The following is a 13,256-nucleotide window of genomic DNA, read 5'->3' as shown; positions in this document are numbered from 1 at the left end:
CTTCGAGCTGCTCACCGCGGGCCTCAGCTCCAGTGCGCGGTCAACTCGAGATGATCGTCGTCGTCTCCGCCGCCGGCGATGATGCGCTGGCGGACGTGGCTGGCGCCGCCGATCTCGAGGACCTGCTCGCAGGAGCCGATGACCTCGGTCCACATGTTCTCGTCGAATCCGTAGCAGCCGCTCCAGCGAGCGTGGGTGAAGCCGCGGCGGGATTCGAGGACCTGGACGCGGCCGACGGAATAGTAGTTGGCGAAGACGCGCTGGCCCAGGGAGAAGAGGGTGGACGGGGAGATGAGGGCAGCGATGACCCTGTAGATGCCGCTCATGTCGTCGCGGGTGCACTGGCGGCCGATCTGGTGGACGAGGTCTTTGCCTTCGCCGCTGGCGCGCCGGATGGCCTGGAAGAGATCTTTGTACCAGTCGATCGGGTACCAGCCGGTGGAGACGATGCTGCCGTAGCGCATGCCGGCGCGCAGCGGCTCGCTCATCTCGTCCAGGCTGAGCTTCTGGAGGGGCTCTCCGCGCAGCTTGCCGAGGCTCACGTACACGGAACGAAACGCCACTCCCTTGACCTTGGGTTCGTCGGTCATCCAGCCGTGCCAGCGCCCTCAGCAGCGAGGGTACCGCGCGCCTCGTGCGCAGGCCAGAGAGCTGCCGCTGGCCCACGCAGGGCCAGGGCCCTGGGCAAGCAATGACGAGCTCGGCCGGTCGCAATCACCGCTGGGGCCGCCCGGTATGGCGGCCCACGGTGCGCTCGAACTGGACGTTCCGTCGTGGAGCGGGGCGCTCACGGGATCTTGCAGTAGGCCGGGAAGCTCGACGGGACGCCCGCCGCGTAGGGCTCGGGGCGCACCTTGTACGGGTGGTCCTTCAAGAACTGCCAGCTCGAGGCGGCGATGCCCGACGGGATGCGGTGCCCGCCGCCGCTGTCGCAGTCGATGGCGAATCCCCCCTTCGCCTTGATGTCGTTCTCGAACGCCGCGCTCGCCCGCGCGAAGTCGATGACGACCACATCGGAGCCCTGCGCGCCGTGGACCGCCATGACGGCCGGCGGGTTGCTGGGATCCTGGAGGGGCGGCGCGCCGAGGCCCGTCGTACCGCCCGAGTACGTCACGACGCTCGCGACGTAGCTGGAGCGCGCATAGGCCATGTACGCGGTCTGCAGGCCGCCGGCGCTGAAGCCGAGCGCGTGGACGCGGCGCGTGTCGATGTTGCGCTGCTGGATGGCGCACGCGAGCGCCTCGTCGGCGGTGTTGAGGTCGCCCACGTACCACACGTTGTTGCCCGTGGTCCGCGTGCCGTCCTCGCCGCCGTGGCCATCGTACGCGTTGGGCGCGAACACGACGCCTCCGCGGCTCGTGATCTCGTCGATGGCGGCCTGTCCGAGGCCGGTCACCGCCTCTTGCGGGCGGGAGCCCGTGGCGTGCCAGTAGATGACCACCGGCGCCGGGGTGGCGGACCTCGCGCCGGCCCACACGCGAACCTCGCGGCCGAGGAACGTCATCGTCCCGGTGGCGATCGTCGGACACGCCTCCCGGGCCGCCGGCAGGGCGCTCGGCGCGGTGCCGCCGCCGGAGCCGCCGGAGCCACCGCTGCCGCCGGAGCCACCGCTGCCGCCGGAGCCACCGCTGCCGCCGGAGCCACCGCTGCCGCCGGAGCCACCGCTGCCGCCGGAGCCACCGCTGCCGCCGCTGCCGCCGGAGCCGCCGCTGCCGCCGCTGCCACCGGAGCCACCGCTGCCGCCGCTGCCGGTCGTGCCGGATGCCTCGCCTCCGGTGACGGACGAGATCGTCGGACGCGTGGTGCCCGTCGCGCAGAAGTTGAACGTGACCGACGCGCCGGGCTCGATGCGCGCGTTGCCCGCGGCCGGCGTCGCCGTCAGCAGCGTGCCGCTGCTCGAGAACACCGCGCCCCAGGACCTGGTCACCGTCGCGTTCTTCACGTCGGTGACGACGCTCCAGGACGTGGCCGCGCTCGCGCCGCCGTTCGACACCTTGACAGCGGCGCAATAGCGGCCCCCCCAGAGCGGCTGGTAGCTCAGCTCGGCCGAGAGGCCGCTCTCGGCCGCCATCAGCGATTCGCCGCCCAGCTCGGCGTCGCCGGCCTCTCCAGCGACGCACGCGCCCACCGCCCCGAGCAGCCCCGCCAGCAGCGCGAGCCGCGTCAGGCGGTGAGCGCCGGCGACGCCTGCCTCCATCGGGCGCGATGAGCCGGCGAGCCGCTCATCCATCGCTCTACGCCGCTCATCGCTCCCGCTCCGGGACCGCGAGCGCCGCTGCAACGAGCGCTTCCGCCAGGGGGCAACGTTCATGAGACCTCCTCCGTGTTCGTGATGCCAAGAGCGCGCGGCTGCGCCAGGCGCCGAATGCCCGTGTCGCTCCTCGCGCGCGGGCATTCGGCGCCTGGCGCAGCCGCGAGCTTCCTAAGAAAGCTGGCTCGACGGCCGCAATGAACGGATCATAGCAAACGTCGAGTCGTCTGTGAAACGAAGATGTGTTTGGATGAATTGGAATTGTCCGCAGCTTCGCTCGAAGTTTTCACGGCTCGCGCAAATGGCTCGCACGGTGTGAGACGCGGACTCCGGTGGCCGCCGTCGCGCGTTTGGAGTCCCGCTCACGCCGCAGGTGTACGCTCGTCTTCGAGCCCACGGTGAGCTGCGCTCACCGGATGGGCCCTGTCTGTCGATGAGCGGCGACGATGCGCTTCACGACCACGAAGAGCCGCTCTCATTCATCATGAGGGGAGAGCGGTAGACCCCCGGAGAGGGAGTCCGCCGCGCGGCGCGGCGCGGGCCCTGTGTCTGAGCCCCATTGACGTAGCTCCTCCGGCGCAGCCGGCGGAGCTACGTCTCAGGCGAGCTCGGCGGGGCCCCCACCCCGCGCGGCGAGCTCCCTCTCCGGGGGCCGGGCAGCTCGGCAAGGCCGCGCTCCCCGCGAGCCCCGCGGAAAGCCGTCACCCGCTGACCGGCCCCGTCCCCTGGTCCGACTCCCCCCACGCCACCATGACCGCGCTCGTGTTGTGGAACCCCTCGACGCTCCCCCCGAACTTCGCGATCTGCCCGTAGCACGCCACCCCGAACATCGGATGCGGGGCCGCGTTCGGCGACAGGAACGCCCGCACCTCGTCGCGGTACCGCTCCCCCAGCAGCCGGAACCGCGACGCGCAGTCGAACACCAGCGCCCCCGACACCGCCGGCAGCGGCCCGAGCACCTTCGTCGACAGCCCCTTCGCCGCCTGCAGCAGCGCGTCGGCCGTCGCGCTCACCACCCGCACCACCTGCCCCCGCGAGAGCCCCCCGGTCAGCACCACCGCCCCGTCCCCCCGGATCGCGATCGGCGACCGGATCTTCAGCGCCTCCCCGAACGGCGTCTTCGCCCCGAGCGCGTGCTTCGCCATCGTCTGGAGCAGCCCCTCGCCCGTCGACCGCAGCCCGAGCCGCGACAGCTCCTCCTCGTACACCCGCGCCGCCGGCTGCCCGTCCAGCGTCCGCAGCACGTTCCGCTCGATGTCCGTGATCGTGAAATCCCGCCCACCCTCGGCCGCCCGGAAGCCGTGCACCACGTCGAGGTTCACCCGGTGCCGGTGCGTCAGCCGCACCAGCACCGCCGCGTCCGTCAGCGCCTTCCGGCCCAGGAACACCCGCGCCCCCTCGAACGTCCACCCGTCGCCCGCCGTCCCGCCGAACACCCGCATGTGCGGCGGCACACCCTGCCGCAGCGCGGCCACCAGCTCGTCCCCGTCGCACGCGAACGCGTCCGCCAGCACCAGGATCGAGCTCGGCGCGCCGCTGCGCGGGCCGTTGCTCGACACCGCCTCGTCCATGTCGCTCAGCGCCGCCCGCACGCTCTTGCCGTGATCCGCCCGCAGCTCGCGCGCCGCAGCGCACGCCACCTCGACGCCCGCGCCCCCGAGGAACGCGCACGACACCCCGCTCCTGCTGAAGCCCCGCTCCGTGAACGACACCCCGCCGGTGGTGGCCCCGATCACCGGGACGCCCGTCGCGTCCTCGACCGCGGCGAGGTACTCCTCGTGCTTCGTCCCGCTCGGCAACGCCACGATCGCGAGCCGCGCAGGCTCCTTCCACTCGGCGACCGTTCGCTCGATCTTCCGTCCGAGCAGCCAGGCGTTCCCATCAAAGGGTCCGAGGGTCATCATCTTCATGCGCCGAAGCTCCTGCCTGCCCAGCGCCGGAGCGCGGGGCTTCGAGTCCAGGCCATCGCTGACGATACGCGTCGCGGGTCGGTGATAACACGCACGAGGGACGCCCCTCTACTCCTCTTGCAGACTTCTGCCCCGTGCGGCCGCCCGCCTGGCGCGGAGCTCGCGGCCGCGCGTCGGCAGAGCTCGGGCGCTGTGATCCGCTCACGCACCTCCGCGCCCGCGCGCGTGGTCTGCTTCACCAGGCAGCTCGCCCGGCGTCGGCTGGGCCTCGGGCCGCGCCGCCCCGCGGACCTTCTCGTCGAGCGACCGGAGCGCCTGGCCGAGCTCCGCGATCTGCGCCTCGATCGCCCGGATGCCGAACGCGCTCTGCGTGGTCGCCTTCGCGAGCGGCGCGACGAGCCGCTCGACGAGCGAGAGGTGGTGGCCCACGAACTCCGACACCGATCGATCGGTCTCGACCTTCACCTCGACCTTCGGCTGCGCGAGCCCCTTGAGCGCCCCGGAGAGCCGCTCGAGCTCCGGCGCGAGCCATTGCTTCATCTCCCGCGCCCGCCCGTCGCCCGCCTGGGCCGCCGCGGCCGCCTTGCCGATCGCCCCGCGGATGCCCTCCAGCTGCTCGCCGAGCATCGAGAGCGTCCCGGTCACGCGCACGACGGGGTCGTCCTCCTTGCCGCCCATGCGCTTGATGCGCTGGTACCCCTTCTTGATCTCGTCCCACCGCGCCTGCCGCTCGGGCGAGAGCCGCCCGCGCAGCTCGCCGAGCTTGAGCAGGTTCTGCTCGGCGCCCGTCGTCAGCGTCTGCGACTCGCTCACGTAGTGATCGTCGATGAGCCGCTCGATCTCCTCGGGCGTGTGCGCCGACACGACCTTCTCGGCCAGCTTGTTCATGTTGCGGTAGCTGCCCTGCAGCTTGAACGGCGGCTCGGTCCGGAAGGCGTCGTCCTGCGACGCGCTCCGGATGTACTCGAGGTTCACGGACAGGAGCACCCGCTGCACCCGGAAGAGCCGCTCGAGCACGGCGACGATCTCCGCGACCTCCGCCGCGGCGTAGGCGTGCTCGAGCTCCGTCGCGGCGATCGCCTCGCCCCGCGCCATCCGGATGAGCTTGTGCGTGTCCCCCGGCGCCCGCCCCGAGAGCGGCGCGAGCGTCGGGTTCGAGGTGAGCGCGTTCTCCAGGTAGCTCAGCGCGAAGAGCTCCTCCTTGCCGTCGAGGATGTCGCCGAGGTTGTACGTGTCGGCCCGGTTCGACAGCATGTCGGGGATCTGGAAGCGCGCGCCCGACTCCGTGTACGGGTTGCCCGCCATCACCACGCAGAACTTCTTGCCGCGCAGGTCGTACGTCTTCGTCCGGCCCCGCCACACGCCCTCGACCCGGCGCTGCCCGTCGCAGAGCGAGATGAACTTCTGCAAGAGCTCCGCGTTCGTGTGCTGGATGTCGTCGAGGTAGAGCATCACGTTGTTGCCCATCTCGAACGCCAGGTTGATCTTCTCGACCTCCTGCCGCGCGGTCGCGTTCGGGGCCTCGGCCGGGTCGAGCGACGTGACCTCGTGGCCGAGCGACGGCCCGTTCACCTTCATGAACACGAGGCCGAGCTTGCTCGCGACGTACTCCATCAACGTCGTCTTGCCGTAGCCCGGCGGCGAGATGAGCAGCAGCATGCCCATGAGGTCGGTGCGCTTCACGTCGCCCGCGGCCCCGAGCTGCTTCGCCAGGTTCGCGCCGACGAGCGGCAAATACACCTCGTCGATGAGCCGGTTGCGCACGAACGACGTGAGCACCCGCGGCGCGAACTCCCCGAGGCGCAGCCGCCTTCGCTCCCGCTCCGCGATCTCGCTCCGCACCTTGCGGTAGGCGCGGTAGCGCGGCGCCCGCTCGCGCAAGAAAGCCTCGATCCTGCTCAGGAACTCGTCGAGCCGGAGCGCGAGCGCGCGCTCCTTGACGCGCGGGTGCTGGCCGAGCAGCCCCTCCACGCGCGCCTCGGTCACGGCCCCGCTCGGCTCCCGCTCGAGGTGCCGCTCCGTCACCAGCACGACCGCCGCCTCGAGCGCGAGGTGCCCCATCCCGGCCCACGCGGCGTCCCGCGCCGTGAGCCCCCGCAGCCACGCCAGCGCGAGCTCCAGCCGCTCGGCCGGGTGCTTCTCGAGCTGCCGGAGGTCGTCGTCGAACGCCGCGCGGCTCCCCTCGAGGTCGAGGCGCGCGAGCAGCGCGTCGCGCAGCGCGAGCGCGGCGTCGCTGGTCACGAACCGCGGGCGCTCCGCGGCGAGCTCCTCCACGAGGTACCGCGCCGCGACGCGCACGTCCGCCGCGCCGCTCGCGTCCGCGCCGAGCCGGTGCGCCGCCGCCGTCGCGGCCACGCCCTCCGCGAGCTCGGCCGCGAGCGCCGCCCGCGCCTCGCCCTCGCCGAGCTGCGCCGCGAGCCGGCCGAGGCTCCGCGCCCGCCGGTGCGCGAGATCCCGGGCGCGCGGGTCGAGCCCCGCCCAGTGGAGGCAGGCGAGGGCCCGCGGCGCGCTGCCGAAGCGGAGCAGCCCCGCCGTGGCGCGCAGCGCGAGCAGCTTCTCCAAAATGAGCGCGCCGTCCGCGTCGTGGACGCCGCGCTCGTAGCCCTCGTCGTGCCGATCGGCCGCGTACGCGCGCACCGCCGCGAGCAGCCCGCCCGGGCCGAGCGACGCCTCGCGCAGCCGCTCGATCGAGAGCCCGCCGCGCCCGGCCTCGGCGTCGAGGAGCATCGAGCCCGCGAGGAACTCGCCCCGGTACACCTCCGCGGTCTCGCTCACGAGCTCCTGGCCCCAGAGGTCGCGCGCGCTCTCGAGCGCCGGATCCTCGATCGGCTCGAAGAAATCGGTGCCGGTGAGGTGCAGCGCGAGCCCGTCGCCGTGCGGGACCAGCGTGAGCTCCAGGGCCTGCGTGCTCACGTTGAAGCGGTGGCGGCCGAGCTTGATGACGTCGCCGCCGCCCTCGAACAGGTCCTCGCGGTCGCGCAGCGCCCGGAGCGCGTCCTGCCGCGCCGACTTGAGCCGCGCCTCGACCTCGTCCCCCTTCACGCTGTCGCCGAGCGCGTGCAGGCTCGCCGCGAGCTCGCGGATCTTCGCGACCATCGCGTCGGACGCGAAGTACGTGTTGAGATCGTCCACCGTCGCGAACGTGCGCGCCCGCCGCGAGACCCCCTGGACGATCCGGTCCGCCGCGGCGACGAGGTTCGCGACGCGCCGCTGCCGCTCGTCGAGCAGCGCCTGCCGCCGCGCGGCGACCGCGTCGTTTACCTCCTCGCGCTTCGCCGCGAGCTCGCCCAGGAACTCGTCGAACTCGCCGAACTTGCCCTCGAGCTCCTCGAGCTGGACGAGGAGCTTCGAGAGCTCGGCGTCGCAGCGCTCGGGCGAGTCGCAGACCGCGAGCGCGCTCGCGACGCTCTGGCCGAACACCTTGAACTGGGCGCCGAACTCGGCGCGCCCCTCGGCGCCCCGGAGGTCCTTGCCGCGGGCGCCGAGCGTGGCGCGCGCGCGGTTGAGCTGCGCGTAGACCTCGCTGATCCCCTCCAGGATGCGGGTCCGCGCCGTGGGGTCGTCGACCTTGAGGCCCGCCACGATGTCGGCGAGCACCGAGAGCCCCTCGCTCACCGCGTCGAGGTCCGCGGCGAACGGCGCGAGCTCGGACGATTTCGCGACCGCCTCGATCTTCGCGATGAGGCCCGCGAGCCGGTCGGCCAGCGGCCGGAACGCGTGGTCGCCGAGGAGGAACGCCACGCACGCGCGGCTCACCTCGTCGGACCGCCCGACGATCTCGGCCTCGAGGGCGTCGACGCGGCCGAGGTCCATGTACTTGAGCTCGCGGAGCGTGATGAGGTGCCCCCGCTGCCGCCGCAGCGCGGTCAGGGCCGCGAGGAACGCGTCGACGGTCGCCGCGTCCTCCGGCCGGACCCCGCCGAGCAGCTGCCGCTGCGCCGCCTCGGTCTCGGCGAGCGCGCTCGCCGCGCGCGCCTTGATGGCCTCGACCTTCTCGAACTCGTCGACGATGCTCTCGGAGACGGCCCGGAGCTCGTTCACGGTCGACAGGAGGTCGCCCGCCTCGGCGTGGCCGAGCCAGTAGAAGGCGTCGGTCATCCGCTCGGCGGTCCGGATGAGGTCCTCGTATGTCTGGCGCGTCGGCGACGCCTCGAGCGCGGCGCGCCGCATGCTGAGCGCGTCCGAGATGCCGCGCACGAGGTCGGCGTTGCCCACCTTGGCGAGGTACGAGCCGTCGGTCGGCGCCGACGCCGCGAACTCCGCGGTCATGAACGGCGTCTGCCAGATCTGCATCGGGTGGACGCGGGTCGGCTCCTCGCTCGCGGCGCGGAAGATCACCATCTTGCCGTCGTCGAAGAGGCTGTACCCGTGGCACTGGATCGGGGTCGCGATCTCCTTGCGGATCAGGTTGTACGGGAAGAGCACGTAGCGCCCCTCCACGACCTGGTGGAAGACGTAGAGCACGTCCTCCCCGTTCGGCGAGCGGATGACCCGCTCGAAGACGAGGCTGTCGGTGCTGCCCTCGAAGCGCTTCGTCTCGCCGGTGATGAGGTAGTAGCCGTTCGGGAAGACGATGCCCTGCTCCTCGGGGAGGCTCAGGCAGGCGAGGCCGATCGCGTCGATGCGCGCGACCTTCCGGGTGCGGCCGTTGTAGACGAGGTAGCGGTACGACGGCTCCCGGAACGGCTTGATCTTGAGCAGGATGAGCGGCCCGAGCCGCGCGTACTGGATGTCGGCGTCGTCGAGCGCCTGGCCCGCGTCGTCGACCGGCTCGCGGTAGATGCCGAGCCCCGTGGCCGTGTTGTTCTCGACCTTGACCGTGAGGTCGCCGCCGACGGTCTCGACGAAGATCTCGCCGAGGATGGCGACGTGCGGGTGCTTGCCCTGCACGTGGTCGTCGCGCGTGGTCTGCGTCCAGGCGAAGTCGTGCGCCCGCGGCCGGACGTTGTCCTCGTCGCCGCGGGAGTCGAGGTAGCGGATGCGCCCGGTCGCGTCGATGCTCCAGCGGAACACCTTCGCGTCGCGCTCGGTCGCGCCGACCTGGAAGATGGCGAGCAGCCTGGTGTCGCTGCGCCGGAGCTGGAGCAGCCGCGGCTCCTTGACGTAGCGGTGGAGGTCCTTGAACTCCTTGACGAAGGCGGGGTCGCCGAGGAACGCGTCGCCCTCGTCGAGCGGCACGTGCGTCAGGTCGAGGGCGCCGCCGTCCTTCGCGAAGCGGTGGAGGCTGAAGACGTCGCCGACGTTCACCTCCTTGAGCCCCATGAACACGAGGTAGCCGACGAGCAGCTTGCCCCGGATGCTCACGATGTCGCGCGGCAGGCAGTTGTTCTCGGTCCGGACGCGCGCGTTCTCGAGGAGCGCGAGGTCGGCGCCGCCGAACACCTGTTTTCGCCGCGCGTTGAGCGCCTCGGCGCGGCGGCCGAGCTCCTCGGCGCGCTCGACGAGCCGCCGGCGGATGACCTCGTAATTGCCCCCATCGAGCGACTCTGCCGCCTGCGGGGGGGGAGCCCCCGCGGTCTGGGCCGCGCCGTCCAAGGCCCCTGTCGACACCATGCATGCTCCGTGTGGTCAGGCTCGAGGCCCGCCCCCGCATCGAATCCGCGCGGGCCTCGGCTCGCCAGCGGCCAGGTTACCGCCGTTCGCCGCGCCCGGGGGGCGAGATGGCGATCGCGCGCCCGGGCGGGGCGGCGCGGTCGCGTCCCCGGCGCGCGCCCTGCCCGGGCGCGCTGTGGAGCACCGCACCGCCGGTGCGCGCCGGGATGTCAAGCGCGCTCTGCCCCCCGCCGGCCCGCGCGCCGCCCGCGGATTTCATCGCCTCCCGGCGACCGGCGCGTCGCAAAGCCGCTGCGGCGTCAAATCCGCTTGCCGCACGGGGGGTGTTGCGTTGCGATGTGCCGGTAACGAGGGCGACCTACGCGCGCATACGCGCGCGAGCGCTGTGCGGCGCGCGCCCACGCCGCCTCCGGCGGCGCACCCGAAGGCCGGGGCGCGCCTGTGGCGGCGCGGGCTGAACAACACGACGCTCTTCAGCGAGTTGGGATGGTGGCATCAATGCGCTTGGGAAAGAGACTTACTTCTTCCGTGCTCCTCGTCCTGCTTGCCGGTCCGCTCGCCGCCTGCGGGGACGACGGCGGCGGCGGCAACGGCGGCGCGGGCAGCGGCGTGGGCGGTGCGGGCGGCAGCGGCACGTCGGGCACCGGCGGGACCGACGACAGCTCCGGGGCGTTCGGCGGGTTCATCACCGTCGGCTCCGGGACCGGCGGCAGCGGGGGCGATCCGTGCGAGTCGCCGGATCCTCCGCCCGAGTGCGACGCGGTCGACGCGGCGTGCGGCGACGGCGAGATCAACCAGGACACCGAGGCGTGCGACGACGGCAACAGCCTGCCCGGGGACTGTTGCTCCGGCGCCTGCAAGGTGGAGCCGTACTGCGAGTGCCCGCCGGGGGAGCCCTGCCACACGACGATCGCCTGCGGCAACGGCGCGATCGAGCCCGGGGAGAGCTGTGAGGACGGGAACACGGCCTCGGGGGACGGCTGTGACGATCGCTGCCAGCGGGAGCAGGGCGACTGGATCTGCCCGAGGCCCGGGGAGCCGTGCTTCCGGCTCCACTCGTGCGGCGACGGGCGCGTCTCGGGCGGGGAGACCTGCGACGACGGCAACGCGGTGGGCGGGGACGGGTGCTCCGAGGTCTGCGCGCTCGAGGACCCCGGCAACATCACCTGCCCCCGGCCGGGGCAGCCGTGCAGGCCGGTCGAGCGCTGCGGCGACGGCCTGCTGCGGCCGAGCGAGCAGTGCGACGACGGCGGCGTGGCGCCGGGCGACGGTTGCTCGCCGAGCTGCCAGGTCGAGGCCGGCTGGGCGTGCGAGGACGGCGTGCACTGCGTCTTCACGGTCGTCTGCGGCGACGGCCAGATCGGCGTGGGCGAGGGGTGCGACGATCGCAACACGGTCTCGGGCGACGGGTGCTCCGCCACGTGCCAGACCGAGCCCGGGTTCGACTGCGCGCGCGCCGGGCGCCGCTGCACCGCCGTCTGCGGCGACGGGATGGTCGTCGGGCGGGAGGAGTGCGACGACGGCCGCACGGACGACGGCGACGGGTGCAACGCCGCGTGCAAGTGGGAGGACGGTGTCGTGTGCGAGCCCGCGCCCGGCGGCTACATCTGCCGCGACACGGTCTGCAACGACGGGGAGCGCGAGGGCTCCGAGCCGTGCGACGACGGCAACAACACGATGGGCGACGGCTGCACGCCGTTCTGCCAGGTCGAGCCGGACTGCGGCGACACCGGCTGCACCTCGGCGTGCGGCGACGGGCTGCGCCTGGGCGGCGAGGCGTGCGACGACGGCAACACGGCGGACGGGGACGGCTGCTCGTCCACGTGCACCGTCGAGCCGGGGTACAGCTGCACGAACGGCGTGGCGCTCGGCGACGAGCTCCGCGTGCCGATCGTGTACCGCGACTTCAAGGAGAACGCGCCGAACTTCGAGCCCGACACGAATCCGCCGAACGCCGTCGTGACGGGCATCGTGCAGAACCTCCTCGGCGCGGACAACAAGCCGCAGTTCGCGGCGGCGCGGCCGAACGCCTTCCTCACGAACGCCACGGATTTCAACCGGTGGTACAACGACTCGGACCTCTCGAAGACGGTCGTGGACTGGCTCACGCTCGACCGGATCGGGACGTCGGACGTGTTCCTCTTCGAGGATCACGTCTTCTTCCCGCTCGACGACCGAGGCTGGCAGGACCCGTCGCTGCCGGCGGCGCAGCGCGAGGCGAGCCGCGCGGCGGGCGATCCGTTCAACAACTGGGCGAATGCCGGCAACCACAACTTCTACTTCACGAGCGAGGTCCGCTACTGGTTCGAGTACCACGGCGGGGAGCGGCTCGATTTCTACGGGGACGACGACGTCTGGGTGTTCCTCAACAACCGGCTCCGCATCGACCTCGGCGGCATCCACGCCCCGATGGGCACCGGCGAGATCGCCGGGGTGGCGGACAACCGCGGGACGCTGCTCATGGATGAGCTCGGCCTCACGGTGGGTGGGGTCTACGAGGTCGTCGTGTTCCAGGCGGAGCGCCACGTCACGGGGTCGAGCTACAAGCTGACGCTCGGCGGCTTCAACGCGGCGCCGTCCCGCTGCGAGCCGGTGTGCGGCGACGGGATCGTCACGCCGGACGAGGAGTGCGACGACGGGAGCGAGAACGGCGCGGGCTACGGGAAGTGCTCCACGAGGTGCGAGCTCGGGCTCTACTGCGGCGACGGTGTCCGGACGACGCCGTACGAGATCTGCGACGACGGCGCCAACCTGGGCGGCTATGGCTCGAACGCCTGCGCGCCGGGGTGCGTTGCGGCGCCTCGCTGCGGCGACGCGGAGATCGACAGCAAGTTCGGCGAGACGTGCGACGACGGCGTGAACGACGGCCGGTATGGCGGCTGCACGACGGACTGCCTCGTCGGGCCGCGGTGCGGCGACGCGCTGGTCCAGATGCCGGACGAGACGTGCGACGACGGCGTGAACGACGGTCGCTACGGCGGCTGCACGCCGGAGTGCCGCGACGCGGGGCAGTGCGGCGACGGGGTGACCCAGGACGAGTGGGGCGAGGAGTGCGACGACGGCGTGAACGACGGCAGCATGGGGTGCCTCGGCTGCCGGATCGGCGCGGTCTGCGGCGACGGGGTGCCCCAGCAGGACCTCGGCGAGCAGTGTGATGACGGCAGGAACGACGGCGGTTACGGCGAGTGCGCGCCGGGTTGCGTGTACGGCCCGCGCTGCGGCGACGGCGTGACGCAGATGCCGGAGGAGGAGTGCGACGACGCGGAGAACGACGGCGGCTACGGCGAGTGCGCTCCGGGCTGCGTGTTCGGTCCGCACTGCGGCGACGGCGTGCGGCAGCAGCCGTACGAGGAGTGCGACGACGGCAACACCGCGAGCGGCGACGACTGCAGCGCGACGTGCCGCACCGAGGTCAAATGACCCGGGTCGAACCGTGATCGAGAGGAGCGCGCGGCGGCTCGGGTGAGCCGCCGCGCGGCGCGCCGGCGGGGATCACACCGTCAAGGATGTAGCTGGTTCGGGGGAGGTCTCGCGAGCCGCCC

The 13,256-nt window shown here is 72.5% G+C and carries 5 protein-coding genes; 1 reads left to right on the top strand and 4 read right to left on the bottom strand.

Going from position 1 to position 13,256, the window contains the following annotated elements; translation table 11 throughout:
• Positions 1-23: 23 nt before the first annotated feature.
• The 4 genes from WMF33_RS32025 to WMF33_RS32010 form a co-directional block, all read right to left on the bottom strand.
• Entirely contained in the window at positions 24-563 is a 540-nt protein-coding gene (locus WMF33_RS32025; RefSeq protein ID WP_437332184.1) for a hypothetical protein, read from the bottom strand.
• Between the two features lie 224 nt (positions 564-787).
• Positions 788-2,230, bottom strand: coding sequence for a cellulose binding domain-containing protein (locus tag WMF33_RS32020; RefSeq protein WP_437332183.1), 1,443 nt, complete (start codon positions 2,228-2,230; stop codon positions 788-790).
• Between the two features lie 722 nt (positions 2,231-2,952).
• On the bottom strand, positions 2,953-4,161 hold the full coding sequence (locus WMF33_RS32015; protein ID WP_437332182.1) for an FIST signal transduction protein: 1,209 nt from the start codon (positions 4,159-4,161) through the stop codon (positions 2,953-2,955).
• A gap of 201 nt (positions 4,162-4,362) precedes the next feature.
• Positions 4,363-9,714, bottom strand: a complete 5,352-nt coding sequence (locus WMF33_RS32010) for a DNA repair ATPase (RefSeq protein ID WP_437332181.1) — start codon at positions 9,712-9,714, stop codon at positions 4,363-4,365.
• A gap of 486 nt (positions 9,715-10,200) precedes the next feature.
• On the opposite strand from WMF33_RS32010, the gene WMF33_RS32005 reads away from it, so the two are divergent.
• Positions 10,201-13,134 carry a DUF4215 domain-containing protein gene (locus WMF33_RS32005; protein WP_437332180.1) on the top strand — a complete coding sequence of 978 codons (2,934 nt, stop codon included), beginning with the start codon at positions 10,201-10,203 and terminating at the stop codon, positions 13,132-13,134.
• The last annotated feature ends 122 nt before the right edge of the window (positions 13,135-13,256 follow it).

This window comes from Sorangium sp. So ce394, from assembly GCF_051474665.1.
Classification (GTDB): Bacteria; Myxococcota_A; Polyangia; order Polyangiales; family Polyangiaceae; genus Sorangium; species Sorangium cellulosum_D.
Note: the sequence above shows the minus strand (reverse complement) of the source record. Positions and strands in the feature narration are given on the sequence as shown.

What these genes read in the sequence shown, in the direction of transcription:
- WMF33_RS32010 (WP_437332181.1), bottom strand. Translation starts at nt 9,714, where the DNA reads ATGGTGTCGACAGGGGCCTTGGACGGCGCGGCCCAGACCGCGGGGGCT.
- WMF33_RS32005 (WP_437332180.1), top strand. Translation starts at nt 10,201, where the DNA reads ATGGTGGCATCAATGCGCTTGGGAAAGAGACTTACTTCTTCCGTGCTC.
- WMF33_RS32020 (WP_437332183.1), bottom strand. Translation starts at nt 2,230, where the DNA reads ATGGATGAGCGGCTCGCCGGCTCATCGCGCCCGATGGAGGCAGGCGTC.
- WMF33_RS32015 (WP_437332182.1), bottom strand. Translation starts at nt 4,161, where the DNA reads ATGAAGATGATGACCCTCGGACCCTTTGATGGGAACGCCTGGCTGCTC.